Origin of the sequence: Dyadobacter sp. CY351, assembly GCF_021502625.1 — a bacterium.
In the GTDB taxonomy this organism is placed as follows: domain Bacteria; phylum Bacteroidota; class Bacteroidia; order Cytophagales; family Spirosomataceae; genus Dyadobacter; species Dyadobacter chenhuakuii.
Genome location: NZ_JAKFFU010000003.1, coordinates 265,618 through 285,291, shown reverse-complemented (window position 1 = coordinate 285,291; position 19,674 = coordinate 265,618). Strand labels below are relative to the sequence as shown.

Below are 19,674 nucleotides of genomic sequence, written 5' to 3'. Positions count from 1 at the left end.
ATGAATGTTCAGGAAGCAGAAATTTACATCGTTGACCAGTTTCGCCGGAAATTACCCGACACATTGTATTATCACGGCCTGCACCACACGCTGGACGTCACTAATGCAGCATTGCACCTCGCCAGGCTTGAAGGCGTAACCGATCCCGAAGCACTTGACCTGCTCAGAACAGCCGCTTTGTACCACGATTCAGGATTTATGGTCACCTACCACGGCCATGAGGAGGCCGGATGTGACATTGTGCACCAGTCGCTGACCCGCTTTGGTTACAATGCGGATCAGATCGAAGTCATCTGCGGCATGATCATGGCCACCCGGATCCCACAGAGCCCGAAAACACATTTAGAAAAAATCATTTGTGACGCCGACCTGGATTATCTCGGCCGTGCAGACTTCGAGCAGATCGCCGAAACATTGTATCGGGAGCTCAAAGTCCGTGATATGGTTTCCGACATTGAATCATGGAATGCTTTACAAAAAACATTCATTAGCGGTCATGCTTACTGGACAGAATCGGCACGGCGCCTGCGGGACATTCCCAAGCAGGAGCGCTTGAAAACCCTGTTATAACAGCCGCATTTTCTCGTTCTGCACGCGGATCCGCTGGCAAAGGATACGCAGCACATTTCTCAGGATCTCATCACGCTCTTCCATCAGTTCAAAGAAATCTTCCTGATCAATGCGGAAAACGAGTGTGTCCGTTTCAGCAATTGTTGTAGCAGATCTGGGCTCCGTATCGAGCAACGCGAGCTCGCCAAAAATCTCTCCCTTATCAAATAATGCAAGCTGTTTCTTGCCGTCGTAAATCCCGATTTGCCCCGTATATATAATGTACATGGAATCGCCGGGATCTCCTTTTGCAAAAATTTGCTGCCCGTCGCTGTAAGTGATTTCCTTCATGATCGGCGCAATGGAGCTCAGGACATTCTCGGGGGTCTGGGCGAAAAGTTGGGTGTTTTTTAGAACAATCACTCGCTCCATTTCCGAAATTTGCTGTGAAGTTTCTGCGTGTTTCATGGTTGTTGTTGTGAGATTAAGGCCTGTAGCTTGTGTATTCGATACGCCCAATTTCAACCGCGCGGCATCCCTGATGAGCCGGGAAGTGTGGCTGGTGAAGCTTCCGATGAGCGCGATTTCGTTGTCCGTATGGCTCTTGTTAATCGCCAGCGCAATGGTCCATTCGGTAAATAATTTTTCTTTCTGGGTCAGAATGTAAGGCACTAATGATACGCCCGATTCCTGGTTGCCCATGTACTGGCGCAAAGCTTCCCGTTTCTTTTGAATAGGGATATTTTCAAACAATGCGTGCAGCGACGGATACAGCATGCGCGGCAAAAGGCTCTCGATCATTTCAAGAGAATTGGCCCGCTTCTCGCGGGACGCATGCCGGATTCCCTTCCAGGCATTTTGCACAGCGTCCTTATCATACTGCATCATGAAAAGGTAAAAAAGACGCTGACTTGTCAGTTCCAGTTCGTAATCCAGGGTGTTATTCCAGCGTTCATCCGCTTCATGCTCATCCATCCCGTTCAGGAGCATGGAGGCGTGAAATAGTTCTTTTTCTACAAATTCAGAAATAATGTGCTTATAATCAGCCATTAGGGAATAATTTGTCAATGCTTTCAATGCGTCCCGGTGAATATAAGTGTCTATATTATTAGAATGTATTGAACTTTCTGAGTTAACTAAATTTATATTATGGTAAATATTTTTAATAAGTTTAAAAAGTATTTGAAGTATAAATTCGTGTTTCGTTTTTTCGGCCACCTTAATGAGCGTTTGCATACGCTCTCGGGAAGGATCATTTTGCAGCCATTCCTCTACAATACCAATGCCCGAGTCGCCGGATTTAATGAGCGACGCAACGGTTTGCCGGTTAAGAGAGCCGGTAAGCGATGGCTTCAATTCACGTAAAAGTTGCGGGGAACCCACAGTTGCGGCTACTTCCAAAGCATAGTTCCGAACCTTTTCCGACCCACTCCGCAGGCACATTTTGACATACTCTTCATGTGCTTTCAGACCCGTAATTTTGACACAGTCCAACGCCACCAGTTGTGCCTGCTCACCCTCCGAAAGAAACAGTCGACGCAATGTCCCATGGATCAGCGGCAACGCTTTTCCGGCCTCCCAGCTTCCCAGGATCGACCCCTTCACAATGTCCAGATCTTCATGCGCTAGGAAACGCGCCAGCTGCTCTTCGGTAAGCTGCGATTTGGATGCTGCAATCCTGACGGCCAGTGTCTGGCAAGCTGTGTCAGGTTCAGTCTCAATGTATTTTAAAAACGTCTCCGAGAGCTCCGGTTTTTCAAGTCCGGCGAGCGTTTGTAATGTTTTCAGGCGAACTGCAGTAAACGGATTTTTCAATAGGAAATCTACATTCTTACGGAAGACAGATTCCTTGTTCCGGGCCAGCCAGTCAATCGCATTCAGCACTTCCTCTTTCCTGTCGCTCTTTAAGTTTTCAGTAATAATGGGCAATGCTTCCGACGGCGAAGCCATTTCGCCGCTGCGGATGAAACGCTTGCTGATCGCGCTTTTCAACTCCTGAATGTAATGGCCATAAGCTTTGCGGAATATGATCAGCGCCGCCACCGCGAATAGGAGGGAAAGGTCGAATGTGAGGCTGATATTGCTAAGCTTCTGCGTGTAAATGATCCATAGCAATGCGCCGGCAATGAGCATACCCAATGGCTCAAACAGCCCCTTCGCCAATGTATGTCCCTTCAAGCGGGTCTTGGTGGAAAGCGGCTGAAACAACACCAGGAAAACGGGGTCGAAAATGGTTCTTCGCACCAGTTCAAACAACAGGTAAGCGGCACAATAATACACCAGCAGCGAAGGCTCGTCCTTTCTGAAATAGGATGATATGAGCAGTCCGAGCGAGATAACAATGGTCGTCAGCGGCAACAGAAACAGCGTAAGCCTAACCCCGAACCGTTCCACCGTTTTACCCGAGAAAATCAATTTTACAAATGTAGCAATGATATAAGTGGCTGCGAGCAGCGTTCCCACGAACACGATCACATCGTGCTGGCTGTGGAATTTATATTTTACATTCACAAAGAAATGATACTCAATCCAGGTCGCGGCTGCCGCAACGAACACCATACCCAGACAAAGTGACGTAAGGAGCTTATTTCCGCCAAAGTATTTTTCAATGATCCTGGAGTCCGAGGCGGTGATTTGTCTTGGCCTCGCGTGGTGCGGATTCGGGATTTCGGTGAACCGGAAAGTCAGGATCTGGGTGTAAAATGCGAGGGCAAAAAATACGAGCGAAATGACCAGCAGGATCATTAAAACAGACGGAGAATGGATCAGAACCGCCAGAACCGCACCCAGCGCCTTAGCAGGCATATCGCCCGATCCGATGACGCTGAACAGCCTTTTACTTTGGCGTACATCAAAAACCAATGCAGATAGGCCCCAGAATTCCAGGTTAATGAGCAGGTAAATGATCCGGTAACCCACCATAATGGCAATGGCCGTAGCAATGCCATGACCCGCCCAGAGCAGGCCCATCACCACCAGGACCATTAGCAGTGAAGACAGCATCGTACCCAGGCTCAACCTTTTCAGAAGCAAATGGTGCTCAAAATATTCGTACACTTTCCCCGCCGCCATAACCGCAAGTGCTGCTGCTACATAGGCGATGGGCAGGGAATATTCGGGATGATTTTCGAGCAGAAGAACGTTGGCCGAGACGTAGACCAGCGTTGTCCCAACATTGATAAAGAAATTATGAAAGAAAAAAAGGATCGTCTGGGGATTGATAGAACTGAAAATCTTGCTATTCTTAATCTGGGATATCATATGTTCGGAATGCTGTCGTCGCTTATGTAAATTAAACACTTATCCCCGCACGATCAAAACGGATGGGCAGTGCGATAACCAAAGGCTGTGCGACTCAACGGCCTTTTTCCAGCTTTCCAGACTGATGATCATCACGTCTTTTTCGAGCAGGAAATCCTTTTCCAGGACATTCTCGTTATACAGCGTGACCCTGTCATTACCAAGTCCGTTTATGGCGTCCAGCTCTGCCTGGATATCAGGCGATTGGCTGGCAGCATTGGTGGGATCCATGACGGTAAGCTTCACATTTTCGTGCAACACGAGCTTTCTGACGAATTGGAACAAAACCTTGTCATCCGGTGAGAAGATCGGCACAAATATATTGTCAGCCCTTTCGAGCTTATTCTCGATCAAAATGCCCACCGGAATCCTTACGGACTTGATAATGTGCGTCGTGCGTTCGTCAAAAACACCCGAGTGGAAAAGTTTTTCCTTGCCCGTAATGGTGTCAAAAAGCCTTTCCCTATTGATCATCCTGGAAGTGAAACCCAGGATTTTTCCTAAAAATGTGCCTTCGAAAACATTGCGTCCGATCCCGATCATCAGCATGTCATAGTCTCCGCCATTGGCCGTTTCGATAATGTCGTGCTCGATGTCCTGCGATGGTTTCAGCACCGTTGCTAATGTTGCACCCAGACTGGCCGCTTCTTCGGTAATGGGCCGGAATGTTTCCCGCTGATATTCTTCTGTGTTCACCTGGTTCAGGTAACTGCTCGGTGACAGGTGCAATGCTGTAATGTGGTGTGATTGAAGTTGTTTTTGAATAAAATGATAAGCAATGCGCATCATTTTTCGTCCTCCCTGGGGACTTGCAAATGCGATCAGAATGGAAAATCTGGATTCCTCGATGACTGTTTCTGATGCCTCTGATTTATTTTCAGGCAGGAAACGGTCGATCAGGTCCAGGGCAGGGCCGGTCATACAAGTAGTTGCAAGAGCCATAATGACCATCATTGCAAAGATTTCAGGCGATAGCACGCCTATATCATAGCCAATGTTCAGTACAACAAGCTCCATAAGCCCGCGGGTGTTCATGAGGGAACCGATAATTAAGCTGTCTCGCCAGGATTGATTTACAAAACGTGCCGCAACAGCACTGCCGATAAACTTTCCGGTTGTCGCCAGGAGGATGATCAATCCCGTGATTTGCCAGAGGTAAGGATCATTCAGCAGGCCGATCTGCGTTCGCAAACCCGTAAAAACGAAGAATAACGGCAACAGCAAGACCATGGAAACGTCCTCCACTTTTTCGATAAACAGATTTCGGAAGCTCTGGTTCGCAGGCATGATCACCCCCGCCATAAATGCTCCGAACAAGGCGTGAATGCCGATGACCTCAGTGCAGTAGGAAGAAAATATCAGGACAAGAAAAAACAAACCGACCACCGGTTTCGTCAATCCTTCGCGGTAGGAGTAATGGTCACCCAAGCGTTTCAGAATGGGTTTCAGCACTTTCAGCATGAAAAGGACATAGGCAGCCGCCAGAAGAATTGTATATATGGAGCTCACAAAATCACCTGCTTTGACAATAGCGATTACGGCGGCCAGAATACACCATGCGGTAATGTCGTCGGTGGCAGCGCAAGTGATTACCATCATGCCGAGCTTCGTACGTGAAAGCCCACGCTCCTGAACAATTCTGGCCAGAACCGGAAAGGCCGTGATACTGAGCGCTATACCAATAAAAAGGGAGAAGGATAGGAAGCTGATGCCGTCCGGGGCAAATTGTTGATATAAATAAAATGCAAGCCCTACACCGAGCGCAAATGGCAGGATTATGCTCGCATGACTGATCACGACCGCTTCCTGTGCCTTGGTTTTGAGGACTTTAAGGTCCAGCTCCATGCCAATGATAAACATGAAAAGGATCAGCCCCACCTGGCTCAGGAACTGCAAGTTACCCAGCGATTGCGTAGGAAACAGAAATGTTGAGAACTCGGGAAAATACATGCCGAGCAACGACGGGCCGAGGAAAATACCTGCGGCTATTTCACCAATAACAGTAGGTTGCCCGATGGATTTACAGATCCAGCCAAAAATCCGCGCGACCAGGATGATCGTAATGATCTGCAAAAGCAGGGTAGCGAGCGGGTGTGTCAGGTTATGACTGAAAGTGTCTGTGAACTGGTCCCAGGACGACGCTGTGGAGGCTGGGTTGTTGGCTAGTAAGTCTGCTTTTTCCAGGGTTTGGCCTTGCCGGATAAAGAAGTAAAGCAAAGCGGAAAAGGCACCAATTGTAATTGTGTAGAAAAGTATATTGCGAATGCTCTTCATTGTCAGTAATGAGTGTAAAGCACGCAAAATAGCGAATAAATGCTGAATGCGGGTTTCCAGACCGTTAAGAATGGAAACCCGTATTTAGATTTTCAGCTCCATAAGCGGTCGTGAGAGCGCTTGTCGTTCCAGTCCGGCGTAGGGGCGAAGAAGCTTTTGTCCTTCGGATTCAGGTGTTTTTTAACTTCTTCTTCGTTCAGTTCAATACCAAGTCCGGGCGCTTCCAGCGGCACAGGTGCATAGCCTTTGTCAATCAGTTTGCGACCGTCCGTTGTCTTCACCAGGCTTTCCCACCAGGGCACATCCACGGAATGGTGTTCGAGGGCCAGGAAGTTCTGCGTGGCGGCTGCACAATGCACATTGGCCATGAAGCTCACCGGTGTGCCCGCAAAGTGCATGGCCATCGCAATCCCGTTGTCCTCGGCATAGTCTCCGATGCGTTTGGTTTCCAGCAAACCGCCCGAAGAAGCCAGGTCGGGGTGTACAATGTCCACGGCGCGTTTTTCGATCAATGCTTTGAAACCCTCTTTCAGGTAAATGTCTTCGCCGGTTAATGTGGGAGTTTCCAAAGCGTCGGAAATGGTTTTCCACTGGTCGGTATATTCCCAGGGCACCATATCTTCCAGCCAGGCGAGGCGGTATTTGTCCAGCGCCTTACCCAGCCGAATGCCGTTATTAAGGTCAAAATGGCCATAATGGTCTGTGGAGAGCGGGATTTCGTAACCTACAACGCTACGCACATCTTCCACGACCCTGGCCATTTCGTCCAGGCCTTTCGGCGTGATCTGGATCGCTGTAAATGGGTGTTTCGTGTTGGCATAGGAATGATAGTCGCCAGCCCACTGGGAAAATCCGCCGCCCCATACCTTATTGTTCACAACGCTGTTTTCACTATTCCGCAGCATCCCGATCGAAACATCCATTTTCAGCCAGGTATAGCCCTGATCCTGCGTTCTGAATTTGATCTTTTCTTTGAACTCATTGATGTCATTGGACTCCGGCGTATCTGCATAAAGGCGCACTTTATCGCGATAACGACCGCCCAGAAGCTGCCAGCAGGGCACATTATAAGCCTTTCCGCAAAGATCCCAAAGCGCCATTTCAACGCCACAGACGCCGCCTGCCTGGCGACCATGGTACCCAAACTGCTTGATCGATTTGAAAAGCTGCTCGACATTGCAGGGGTTTTGTCCCAATAAATGGCTTTTCAAAAACAATGCATAACGTTCGTCCGCACCGTCGCGCACTTCTCCCAAACCATAAATTCCCTGATTCGTATCAATGCGGATAATGGGCGTGCGGCCAACATTCTGAACAATGCAGTAGCGCAAATCTGTTATTTTCAGTTCGGAAGGTTTTGAAGCGCGATTGACCTTTGAAGTGGCTTGTGCAATGGTGTCTTCGGTTGACATGGACATAAAGCCGCCCAGCGCGATCCCACCGACGGCTGTTTTGCGCAGGAAGTTACGTCGGCTGTCTTTGGTGGTGGGATTACTGATCTCGGCAGCTGCGGCGACTTTCTCCGCTTGTTCAACTTTTTTGTTAGAAGCAATAATGTCTGTTAAAATGCTTTTCATAAGTGTTGGTTTAGAAGTTAGCAATTTGGCAATCGCCCTTAGTAATTCCTTTCTTTGAGATAATCGTCCAATTCCTTCTTGGTCATAGGCAGTTTGCCCGGATAGTTGTTGACCCAGTTCAAAAAGTCCTTTTGAATTACGGCAGACCATTTTGTGTCAATTTCACCAGGCGTATATTTTCCTTCTTTGAGCCTTAAATGTCCAAATTCATCACGCAGCGCAGTAACCTCGGAGGTTAGCACGAGCTCCTCCGCCAGATGGGCCGGAATGAAGATCGTCCCATACTTTTTAGCTAAAACCACATCACCAGGCAGTACAATAGCACGACCGATGCGGATGGGCGTATTAATGTTAGTAAGCATCATTTGCTGAATATAAGATGGGTCCTGGCCCTTCATCCAGGCATTGAAGCCTTTAATCTCACTCAATCCTTCCACGTCACGCACCGAGCCGTAGAAAATGACGCCGCGTTTGGACTTAGCGTAAATGGAATTCCCCAGATTATCACCGATCAATGTTCCGTCAGCGATTTTGCCATAGCCGTCCGCTACGTAAACGTCACCGTCTTTGAGCACATCAATAGGCCAGGAATTGGTGCCGCCCGTTTGTACGCGGCCTTCCTTTTTGCCCGTTTCCTTTACTAAGGCCTCCAAATCGGGGCGGGAGGGAACATATTGGGCAGTTACCACGCGCCCGGTCATGGCGCTGTCGGGATAGATCAGCTGCCATTCGCCTTCGAACTGATTGTGATAACCTTTGTTCCGTAACACGCCCCATGCTTCTTCCATGGAAATGTTTTTCAATCTGGCCAGGATCGCATCGGACACTTTCGGCCGGCCATCCGGGGATCGCTCGCCCTTCCACGCCGACGTGTAGGCTTTGATCTGATCAGGAGTAGGTGAGATAGCTTGCGCCGTGGCTGTAAGACCAAACAGCACAAGCGCTCCCGCAAGCAGGTTTTGTTTTAGCATAAGTAAAAAATTAAGGGTTAGTAATTTTATTTGTCCCAAAAAATAGGCGTTCCAAGCTCGTCAGGGCCCATTCTTGCTACTGCTTCTTTGTAGTTAGCTTCATTCACCGAACGTTCGCGCACCGGGTAAACCAGTCTTTTGATAAAGTCCTTTACCGAAGGATCTTTACCTGGGTACATATTGATTGGCAACACAGGAAAACCGCTTCTGCGGAAATTAGCCCAGGCCTCTGAGCCATTCAGGAACGAGGAAACCCAATATTGCCAATTGATCTGCTCCAAAGCTTTCGCCGGAACGAATGGGTTGGCAGTCAGATACGCAGTCTGGGCAGCCTCGGGAATTGTTGCGGACACATCATAAGTTGCCATTTGCGCCATGTGAGCCTTTACACCAGCCTCATAAAGTGCTTTTACATTTCCCGTTGCCCAGCCACGCTGCACAGCTTCTGCTAATAGAAGCGAAGTTTGGGAATAGGTAATAAAAAACTCGGGTGCGTCGATTTTTCCGACCGTTCTGCGATTAATCTGTGAGTATTTAAATGCAGAGCCAATTTTTCCGGGAAATCCGGCCACGCTAGTAATGGTTGATTCGTTGTAACCATACGGCATTCCTTCCTGGTTGGCGGGGTTGGTATCTTCTGCGCCAGCCGTTGCGATCGGGTTGCCGGGCGCTTCGTACTTCACGGCGATCACTTTGAGGCGCGGGTCGGCAGTCGTTTTCAGATAATCAATAAATGCTTTGCCCATATACACATTACCACGCTCGGTTCCCTGAAAATAGCCGGCAAGCGGATGATTGAATGTGCTGTTAAACGCGATATAGGCATTATCAGCATTAGAATCTTGCAAGCCTCCGTTGGCCGGATCAACCGCAATGGCAACAAATTGCTTCGCTTTGGCAGGATCCAATTTTGTGTAACGCATGGCAGCACGAAGCAATAGCGAATTGCCAAGTTTTTTCCATTGTGCAATGTTGCCTTTGAAGAAAAGGTCTCCGCTTTCGATCGGTTTTGTAGCGTCGAGCGCCTTTGTTCCCTCTGTCAGTTCTTTTAGGATATCTTCATAAATCAGTTTTTGATCATCATATTTTGGCAAATTGATACCTTCCAGAAATGCTTTTCCCGCTTGGAAATAGGGTACGTCGCCGTATGTATCAACCAAAACCATAAATACATACGCCTTCCAGATTCGTGACATGTTGTACAAATTACTCCGGGCCGCATCGTCCTTGGTCTGTGAAATAACTGTCGTCAACAGGTTTACAGGGCCATTTTGCAGGTATAGCGAATTGAAATTGGCATTCGAATTGGGATCCGAAACGACATTATGATTTCCGCCTTCAACGACACCGGTAAAGGGCGTATTGATCTGCTGTACAATTTGCATTTGATAGTTATGCGTTGCAATGGCAGAGGAAAATTCAGCATTGGAGAAAAAATAGATCGGGTCGAGGCTGGTAGCCTGCACCGGGTTTACGTTAACCTCTTCAAAACCCTTGTCGCAGGAAGTTGCCAGGAGGGTGAGGATGATTAGATATTTGGGTAGATGTTTCATATTAATTTTGAATGAGTGACCGGGTCGCCGGGCGATGAGTGACCGGGTCGCCGGGCGATGAGTGAATGACTGAATGACTGAATGAGTGAATGGTCGGTTTGTTAGCATTCCTTTACAATTTCAAGTTTAAGTTGAGACCGTAGCTTCTGGTGGTTGGGAGCGTGTGGGTTTCAATGCCTTGCAAGTTGTCGGATGAAGACACCTGGGCCTCAGGATCGAGGTTGTCGATGTATTTTTTGATCATCAGCACATTGTTGCACATGGCAGAAATCGTCAGTCCTTTTATGAAAGTTTTTTCTTTCACAAACCGTGAAAGATCGTAGCCGATCGTGATAGACCTCCACCGCACAAACGCGCCATTGTAAACAAATGGTGATGCCAGGTTAGTACTCCTGTATGCCGTGTAAAACTGCTCTGCTTCCACTTTCGTATCATTCGGGGCACCATCTGCTTTTACGCTTTCAAGCAATACACCGCCTTCACGTCCGGCCAGGGATGATTTCGACAAACCTTCACGCAGGAAATTAAGGTTGGAGTTGGAAAGTATTTTGTTACCCGCCTTGAAATCGATCTGCGTGCCTATCCGTAGTCCTTTCACATTGATTGTGTTCACCCAGGCGCCAACCCATGTCGGTATAGCGCTTCCGAATGTGGTGAGGTTACCTTGCTGGGGCAGGCCGCCTGATGTGATAATTCTGCCTTGTGCGTCCCTTTTGTAGTCAAATCCGCGAAGCGAAGCCAATGGCTTGCCTACTTCGTGCGAAACAATTCCGAAAAATTCTCCGGTTCCTACATCGAATCGCTGCTGACCAGCTGCCAGCTCGATCACCTTGCTAATGTTGTAGCTTCCGTTGAAACCGGTTTCCCAGGTAATAGCATCGGTTTTCACAGGAACAATCGTCAACAAAAATTCAACGCCCTGGTTACGCAGCTTACCCACGTTCACTTTGGTCTGGCTGAACCCGGAAGTATTTGAAATGTCTACATTCAGGATTTCGTCAACCGTGTTTTTTCGGTATAATGAAAGATCAATGTTCAGCCGGTTATCGAAAGTTTTCATTTCAAGACCTACCTCCGTTTCTTTCACTTTTAGTGGTCTCAAATTCGCATTCGGGCTCACCGTCGACGGAAAAGTGCCTAACGCAGTGCCATTGAACGGGTTTGCATTGATACCATAATACAGGTTGTTGGAATAGGGATCTGTATCACCACCTACTTCGGCATAAGCTGCGCGCAATTTGCCATAATTCAGCCAGTTAGGTGCATTGGCAAATGCCTGACTGAAAACGAAACTCGCGCTGACAGATGGATACAAGTAACTGTTTGACTCCGGGTTCAGCGTTGAAAACCAGTCATTACGCCCTGTTACATTCACGTAAAGAAAGTTTTTGAAAGAAAATTCAGCAGCTCCGTAAATCGAGTTTACTTTCTTTTTGCTATATCCATAATTTGGCGTTTTAACCTGACCATTTGCTATGGTATACAGATCCCGCACGTAGAAGTTGGTGACCGCCGTCGAGACATTGTCGCTCACTTGTAGCATTTGGTTGCCACCGAGGGTGATATCTATACCAAAATCACCGAAAGTACGGTTTGCGCCGATCAGAATGTCCAGGTTTCGCTCACGGAAAGTGGCTACATCCTGATAATAATAACCATTAAATCCTGTCGTAACGGCACTGATCGAGCGCGTTCCGGTAGGACGGTTGTAGTTGTATGGACGGGTGTAATAGTCTTGCCCAACGCGTCCCTGCACAAACAGCCAGCTTGTAAAATCATATCGCACGGATGTGTTTCCAAAAATCCGGTCGCGGCGCACATTCTCAAAGCGGTCGTATGCCACCCAGTACGGGTTATTCCGGTTTGTAAAACGCGCCAGTGGCATTTCATTTCCATTTGCATCCTTGCGGTTTTTCAGCCAGTCGGAATTAATGCTCGTTGCCATCGTGTAAATGGTCGTATTCGCATTCATATCCTGGATCCCGATCTGGGGTGGGTTCTTGTTATGCTCATTCGAATAGTTCGCATTCAGCTGTGCAGAAAGCTTATCCGAGAATTTGTAATTCAAACCCAGGTTAAAGATCTTTTTATGGTAGTCAGAATTTGGCATGATGGCATTCGCGTCCGTGTTTGCAAATGACAATCTGAAATTTCCCTTCTCATTCCCTCCCGAAAGGGCAACCGAATTTGTGAAGCTGGTTCCGGTGCGGTAAAAGTTCTTGATACGATCTTTATTGGGCGAGTAGGGCTGTGTGCTACCGTCGAATTGCGGCGTAGGCGCGCCGTCCATTCTTTCTCCGAATGCAAATACGCCTGAGCTTTGTGCCTCTGCGGTTGATGTGGGCCGTTTTCCAAACTCGCCCTGACCATATTCGTATTGGAAATCGGTGTAGTCCAATGCTTGCTGTGCCTGGAAATTGGAATTCACCTCAACGCCGATGCCCGTTGTTTTGCTTCCGCTTTTGGTTGTAATAATAATGGCGCCGTCCTTTGCTCGGAAGCCGTAAAGCGCTGCCGCAGCCGCACCTTTCAAGACGGTCATGGACTCAATGTCGTCCTGGTTAATGCTTTGTAAACCATCGCCGCCATCCGACGAGCCTCCCGTTGGGTTACCCGTTCCGTTTCCGTTCGATCCGCCCGCAGACACGCTGCTATTATTGATAGGAATGCCATTCACAATGATCAGCGGCGAGTTATTTCCTCCGAAAGACGACTGGCCTCGAATACGGATTTTAGTCGATCCGCCCGGTCCGCTTGCTGGCGGCGTTACATTCAAGCCGGCCACTTTTCCCTGCAAGCTGTTTCCCAGGTTTGTCGTGCGGTTTGTTGTAAGTTCCTCTGTATTAACGGTTGCAGTGGAATAACCCAGCTTTTTTGCATCCCTTTTGATGCCCAGGGCCGTAACAACAACCATTTCCAGATTGCGTTCGTCAGGTTTCATGGAGAGATCATAAGTGGTCTGATTTCCGATGGTCACTTCTTCTGGCGCGTAGCCCACATACGAGAACACCAAAACGCCGCCCGCATCCGGAACGCTTAGTTGATAAGTCCCTTCTGTATTGGTAGCAGTGCCCACTTTCGTTGACTTTACCACAACGCTTACGCCTGGAAGCGGCTGGCCTTTTTCGTCTGACACTTTTCCCGTAATGGTCCGGTCAATGGAAGTACGATTGTCTGTGATGCCTGGAATCACGCTGCCAGGTTCTGCATTGCCTTTGGTCAGCACAATTTGCTTGCCTTCAATCTTGTAGGCAATGTTAATAGGCCTGAAAAGCTGGTCGAGCACGTCCGCCAGCGTTTTATCAACTACATTGATCGAAACCTTTTGCTGTGAGCGGATTAGCGCCGAATTATACGTAAACCGGACCTGCGTAAGCTTGTTCAACTTGTTAAGCACCATCTTAATCTCCTGGTTGTTCACCTGGATCGTGACCTTCTGGTTCAGCATATCCTGCGCGCCCACAACCCTCGCAAGCGAAAGGTGTGCAAAGATAAAGGCAATTAATAATTGGTAAAGTGACATTCGCATCGCGCTGCAAACCAGCCGGGACAAGAGTCGATGTTTGTTCATACGTGTAATGGTTAGTTTGGTACTTGAAAAATTGGCACTAAAAATTCACTGAGGGCGCATGATGCCACAGCCTATGGCATTAGCAATGTTTGTTTAGTTGCACCCTTTGCTGGTGATGACAACTTTGCCGTTCACCATTTCATAACCAGCGTCAATTGCCTGGCAAATCGCACTGAGTCTTTGTTTAAGGTTTTCATCATTGAACTGGGCACTGATGCTGCAATTCGCGAGCATATCATGATCATAATCAATCACAATCCCGTACATGTCCTGTAAAGCTTTAAAGACATGGGACACAGGCATATCATCGAAAATCAGCTCCTTCTGGACCGAAAGCTCGGATAGTAGCTGCCGGTTGATTACCATTCCTTTTAGTAGTTTGTTCTCTTTCCGGTTAAATACGGCCTGTTGATTAGGATCGAGCACAATCATTGAAACCTTCTTATCCGGTTTCTTTTGCAGCGTCTCATATTCTGTTTTTGGGTAAACAGACACCCGGCCGGTCCTGACCAGCACCATCACCGTATTTTCCTGATCCAATGCCTTCACCCGGAAGCTTGTTCCCAGCACTTTGGTTACGGTTTCATTGGTATAAACCAAAAATGGGCGATCAGGATTTTTGGCCACATCAAAGAATGCCTCGCCGGTTAAAACGACTTTTCTTTCTCCGTGTGCAAATGTGACGGGGTAACATATTGTGCTTCCCGGCGACAATGTTGCCACGCTATTATCACTCAGAAAAACCGTCATTTCTGTTTCAGTGGCATTTTTTTGCACGATTATAGAGTCAACCGAGCTGCTTTTCGAGCTTACCAGGGCGGGAACATCCGGGCGATTGTGCGTTTTATAAAACCACAGACCCACTGCCGACACGAACACAAAAATGGCAGCGACACGCCAGAGTGGTTCTGCGAGTAATTGGTTAAAGCTTCTGTGCTTGTGTGTATGTTTTTGACGCTCGGCCAATCTGCAAATTTCTCCGATTTCATGTTGCAGCATTGCATCGCTCAGGTTATCCTGATACATGTCGGATACAGTCAGCACGAGTTCTTTCGCCATGCCGATTTCTACGGCCTTATCCGGATTTTCAGCGATCCATTTCATCCAGAATGCACTGATTTCCGGAGTAGGGGCTATCACCCATTTCCGGAACCTTTCATCTCTGGCGAAGTCTTCAACCGTATGATGGCGGTAACCCATAAATAAAGCGTAAGGTCTTTAAATATGTATGTCCGTTTTTTGGATCGATATAACCAAAAAAATGAAAATATTTTTTGAAATAGTGATAAAACCGCTTACAGTAGCGTGAATGCGCGGTTTAAGGAAGGGATGCGAAAACAAATAAAGCCCATACAAATTGCGCGGGTGCCCATATCTGCCGGATATCTTTCAATGTGCGGTGCAAAAGATTAGAAACGCTTTGACGTCCCAAACCCATAATATGGGCAATGTCTTCGTTGTCAAGGTTTTGATAAAAACGCAGGTAAATGATTTCCTGCTGCCTTTTGGAGAGCAGCATAATAATGCGTTGCAGGTGACTGGACCGGAAGTGAGCGCTTTCATCCGCAATGATCTGCGACTCGACAGGCGCATCATCCTGCACGATATCAAAATATTCCTGACCCGGTTCCTGAAAGCGTTTCAGACGGATGCTTTCTTTGATCAGCTTGTGTCTCAGCGCTTTGAGCAGATAGGATTTTACAAATGCGGTTTCTGAAAGATGCTCGCGGCGTTCCCATAATTCGAGATATAGTTCCTGGATAGAATCGCGGATGAAGTCGGGATCAGATGAAAATTTGGTGGAGTAGTTGTAAAGAGCGCGGTAATGCACCTGAGCTAGCTGCCCCAATGCGGCAGAGTCGCCAGCCTTGAAACGCTGCCAGAGCTGGATATTAATGTCAGAAAGGTTTGATATGTTTGCTTCGTTATTCAAAACTTTGAACCATTAACATTGTTTTAAAATTTCAATGAATTATGCTATTGAAAGCGGCACGTAGTTTTATTCTTTTTTAATATTTCAGGAAGTGTGATTTTAATAAAAAATGGGAGGAAGAACTTGGAAAAAGATGGCTGTGCTGAACAGGAATCTGTGCAGCACAGCCATTTACTCGGGATTTGAATCTTACTTGGTCACTTTCAATTTGCCCTGCATTAATGTGTAATGTCCTGGGAATGTGCATACATACTGGTAAGTGCCAGTCTGTTTTGGCGCAACAAAATAGATGCTTTCGGATTTTTCAGGCTCCACAATGTTGCTATGGAACAGAACGTCGCTTGTTCTGGGAACGTAGTTCAATTCCGAGCCTTTCAAGCCCAGATTAAGTCCTGCCTCACCAACCGCATTGGCAGTTCCAGGCTTGGTAATCACCAAGTTATGGAGCATATCGTCATTGTTATTAAAGACAATTCTAACACGGCTCCCAGCTTTCACCTGAATTTCAGAAATATCGAATTTCAATCCTGGAACGGTGCCGATCGTAATCGTCTGATCCGGGCCGTTGGTCCAGCTTGCAGGCATTTCCACCACACGTTTTGCGGACGGTGCCGAATTAGCCGGTTCTGCGGATGCACTGGCAGCAGTGTGGGCACTGTGGTCAACCGCAGCTGCCTTAACCGTTGTTGTAAATGCCGATGCATTCACCGGATTGCCCGACGCGATTTCATTTAATGTATAATAACCGGTTGCATGCAACAATGAATTGCCATCCGCACCTTTCACGCCTTCCGCCTTGATTTCATGAATATAACCCTTGCGAAGCAGGGCCGGATCAAGCACCAAACGCACTTTCAAGCCATCTTCTGAAACTACAATTCCCTTCAAAGGCACTTCCTGCGTGTTAACGATCGGGCTGCCGTAGGTTTGGTGGTATTTGTAAGTGAAGCTGTTGAGCTTGTAAGCATCCTGGTCCGCAGCCGCTTTTTTGTCGACCGGGCTTGTGAATGTAATTTCAAAACCATCCGGCATAGAACGCACGTTTTTCATTTCAAATGGCATCTTACCTGACCATACCAGTCGCTGAATGCCGAATTCCTGCTTACCGGTTGCCGACCAGCCACGGCTCGTCTGGCCTACAAACATAGAGCCATCCAATCCCCATTCCATCCGTAAAATTCCGGACATAAACCCTTCACGGAAAGGGAAAACGGTTCCCTGCCATACGCCATTCACTTTTTCCAGATCCACGCGCGTAATAATGCTGTGTCCCTGATCCCCCACGAACATTTGTCCTGCAAACGGACCAAACGCGCCGTTAGTAACATCTTCCTTGAAATCCGAAGTGGAGATTCCCACGAGCGTGTGCGGGAACCAAACGGCCGGCGCCTTCAAGCCAGGCAGTTTTTTGGCAACATCATAAAGTGGCTCGCCTGTGTTCGGGACGTCGGAAGGAGTCAGTTTCACAGGTGAACCTTCTTCCTTGCTCCAACGCAAACCAGCCGGGTTTCCTGCAAAATCGCCTTTTTCCAGATGCGTCATACGGCCGGAGCCAACCCAGTCGCCCTGGTTTTCAGTATAAAAAATATCGCCTTTGTACGAACCGAAGCCGGAAGGGGAGCGCAAACCTGTTGCATAGGGGGTCAATTTGCCATCTTCTCCCAATTTTAGCATCCAGCCTCTCCATTTAGACTGGCTCGCACCGCGTCCTACCCAGTCGAGGTTCAATGTTACCAGCAGCTCACCATTTGGCATGGGCACAGGGCCGTAGGAATATTGGTGATAATTGCCTGATAATGGCCATTTTGCAAAAGAATCATAAACGTCGGCAATGCCATCATTGTCCGTATCCACCAGACGCGTAACTTCTCCGCGTTGGGAGATGAGGAAGTCTTTTCCACGATATAAAAGCCCCAACGGCTCATGCAAGCCCGATGCGAAACGGTGGAACGATGGCTGTCCGTCGCCTTTCAGATAGGGGTTACCGATCATCCAGACTTCACCGCGGCGCGTAGACGTGGCAAGGCGGCCATCGGGAAGCACTTGCATGCCGCCAACTTCCATTTTAATGTTCTCGGGAATTGGAATGGTGATGATCCGGTAGAAATCATCCTCTTTATTTTGCTTGGATTGCGCATACGCCGAGACACATCCCAGTGAAATCAGCGTCGTTAATAGTATATTTTTCATTGATTGAGATCTAAGAATATGGTTACCAGAACATCGTATATGTTGCCGAATCGGACACTGGCAACACCAGCTCCTGATTATCTCCCGCAGGCCTTACCATAGCCTGTGCCTTCTGGTTTACCTGAACATAATAGCGGTTATCGATCTGGAAAAGGCCGTTTTTGAGGTCGGTAATCTGCTTTCCTGAACCCAGCAGTGAGTAAATGGCTCCGTTTGGCTTGCCTTCAACCGTGAATGTACGGGACATTCCTTTGTCATTGGATATGATCTGATCACTTACGGTTGCAGAACCAATGGCGTAGCGAAACACAGGAAATCCTTCCGGGTTGATTTTATAGCCCAGGAAGTTAATGTTTGAAGAATCCGGCCAGGTCGTTGCTTTATCGGCCAAAACGGCCAGACTGCTTCTGCCTGAAACATGCACAGCTAGTCCAGCAGGAGTCAGCAATTGCGGCTCACCTCTTTCGTACCACATTTCGGTAACATTGGCAAAATTCCCACGCCAAGCCTGCAACATGGCGCCGCGGTTCAAGTCGATCGTGTAGCTCCATCCCTGCGGACTTCCTACTGAAATGCAATGTGTGCGTTTGTATTTCTCGCCATCGATCTGGATAAATGAACGCACCATTTCAGGTTGTTTGTCGGGCGTGACGCTGATATAAGGCTTTGGCTCGGGTTCAGGAAGCGATGAAAGCACATGCAGGTCGTAAGGACGAATGCCCGCCTTCTCCACGCGAAGTCCCAAAGCAGGTTGTCTCCACGGAAAACGTGAGTAATGTATTTTAAACTTATGTGCTCCCTGCGTCAAGTTAGCAGAACCTGTATGCGTTTCCTGTGAAGTGCTTTCACCCAGGCTCATCACACTTTTTCCGTCCACCTCAAAATCGAACATCGGTCCTGAGTAAACGCTTGTGAAAATGTATTCGCCAGCTTCCTGCACATCCATATCGCCCTCGTAAACCAAGTGAAACTCACGCATCCCGTTCGTTACTTCCTGCGTTAATGCGGGTGACTTGCCTTCATGTGAAAGCTTGCTGTATTCCTTCGCATCCCACTTGTCGGAGTAAACTTTGTAGGCAAGGTTGTTCAACGTCAATGTCTTACGGCTTGCCAGCAACTGGTAACCCAGGTTTTTGAAAGCAATCGTTCCTTTGTTTACTTCAAATGAAAGCGGCTTGCCTTCGGCAGTGGCTTGTGAATTCGGGAGGTAAACTGTTTCAAGGACCGTCACGCCATTCAGCGAAAGCAGGTTCAAACGTGCCGAATTGGCAACGCCCGGAACAGCTGCATCATAAACGAGTTCAAGTGTTTGCCAGAGCCCGGGTGCTTTTGAAGCGTTTTGTGTTGGAAATTGTCCGATAAAACCGGAGGTGGATGCATTGGCATCGCGCTGCTGGCTGCTATCCGAGATTCTTACTTTTTGTCCGCCGGGGAGTACGATGTAACCTTCCGCGCCTGGCGAAACCATGAATTCGGTTGAAAGGCGCATATCACCCGCTTTCAACTTGGTTGTGAGGGGTTTACCCGGACTGCCGATCAGGATGCCTTCGCCGGATTTGGTTTTGGGTTTTGCGTTCCCCGTCGGGTGAATTGCCACGTCGCTTTGCACGGACCAGTTGGGGCTGGCGCTTTCAAATGAGCTGAGGTCTTTTAAGGGAAGCAGGGAGTAATTTCCTTTCGCTGTCTGGCCCATAACCATTATGGGACAAGTCAGAAAAAGCATGGAAACTTTCTGAATCAAATGACGCATTGGATA

At 48.0% G+C, this 19,674-nt stretch carries 11 protein-coding genes; 1 reads left to right on the top strand and 10 read right to left on the bottom strand.

Annotation, left to right across the window (positions count from 1 at the left end; translation table 11 throughout):
* Positions 1-570: an HD domain-containing protein gene (locus L0660_RS06770; RefSeq protein WP_235158753.1), complete on the top strand. Its 570-nt coding sequence runs from the start codon at positions 1-3 to the stop codon at positions 568-570.
* Here the strand turns inward: L0660_RS06770 and L0660_RS06765 are convergent.
* The 10 genes from L0660_RS06765 to L0660_RS06720 form a co-directional block, all read right to left on the bottom strand.
* A complete protein-coding gene (locus tag L0660_RS06765) occupies positions 565-3,810 on the bottom strand; it encodes a cyclic nucleotide-binding domain-containing protein (RefSeq protein WP_235158751.1) in 3,246 nt (1,081 codons plus the stop codon). The genes L0660_RS06770 and L0660_RS06765 overlap by 6 nt on opposite strands.
* A 39-nt stretch (positions 3,811-3,849) precedes the next feature.
* Positions 3,850-6,123, bottom strand: a complete 2,274-nt coding sequence (locus L0660_RS06760) for a cation:proton antiporter (RefSeq protein WP_235158750.1) — start codon at positions 6,121-6,123, stop codon at positions 3,850-3,852.
* 92 nt (positions 6,124-6,215) lie between these two features.
* Positions 6,216-7,700, bottom strand: a complete 1,485-nt coding sequence (locus L0660_RS06755) for a mandelate racemase/muconate lactonizing enzyme family protein (protein ID WP_235158748.1) — start codon at positions 7,698-7,700, stop codon at positions 6,216-6,218.
* 38 nt (positions 7,701-7,738) lie between these two features.
* On the bottom strand, positions 7,739-8,671 hold the full coding sequence (locus L0660_RS06750) for an RraA family protein (RefSeq protein WP_235158747.1): 933 nt from the start codon (positions 8,669-8,671) through the stop codon (positions 7,739-7,741).
* A gap of 26 nt (positions 8,672-8,697) precedes the next feature.
* Positions 8,698-10,224: a SusD/RagB family nutrient-binding outer membrane lipoprotein gene (locus L0660_RS06745; protein ID WP_235158746.1), complete on the bottom strand. Its 1,527-nt coding sequence runs from the start codon at positions 10,222-10,224 to the stop codon at positions 8,698-8,700.
* Between the two features lie 112 nt (positions 10,225-10,336).
* Positions 10,337-13,795: a SusC/RagA family TonB-linked outer membrane protein gene (locus tag L0660_RS06740; RefSeq protein WP_235158744.1), complete on the bottom strand. Its 3,459-nt coding sequence runs from the start codon at positions 13,793-13,795 to the stop codon at positions 10,337-10,339.
* 93 nt (positions 13,796-13,888) lie between these two features.
* On the bottom strand, positions 13,889-14,995 hold the full coding sequence (locus L0660_RS06735) for a FecR family protein (protein WP_235158742.1): 1,107 nt from the start codon (positions 14,993-14,995) through the stop codon (positions 13,889-13,891).
* A 118-nt stretch (positions 14,996-15,113) separates the two neighbouring features.
* The gene (locus L0660_RS06730; RefSeq protein ID WP_235158741.1) at positions 15,114-15,728 is read right to left on the bottom strand and encodes an RNA polymerase sigma factor; all 615 of its coding nucleotides are present in this window, start codon (positions 15,726-15,728) and stop codon (positions 15,114-15,116) included.
* Between the two features lie 189 nt (positions 15,729-15,917).
* Positions 15,918-17,918: a plastocyanin/azurin family copper-binding protein gene (locus tag L0660_RS06725; protein ID WP_235158739.1), complete on the bottom strand. Its 2,001-nt coding sequence runs from the start codon at positions 17,916-17,918 to the stop codon at positions 15,918-15,920.
* A gap of 22 nt (positions 17,919-17,940) precedes the next feature.
* Positions 17,941-19,668 carry a family 16 glycoside hydrolase gene (locus tag L0660_RS06720; RefSeq protein WP_235158738.1) on the bottom strand — a complete coding sequence of 576 codons (1,728 nt, stop codon included), beginning with the start codon at positions 19,666-19,668 and terminating at the stop codon, positions 17,941-17,943.
* Positions 19,669-19,674 lie beyond the last annotated feature (6 nt).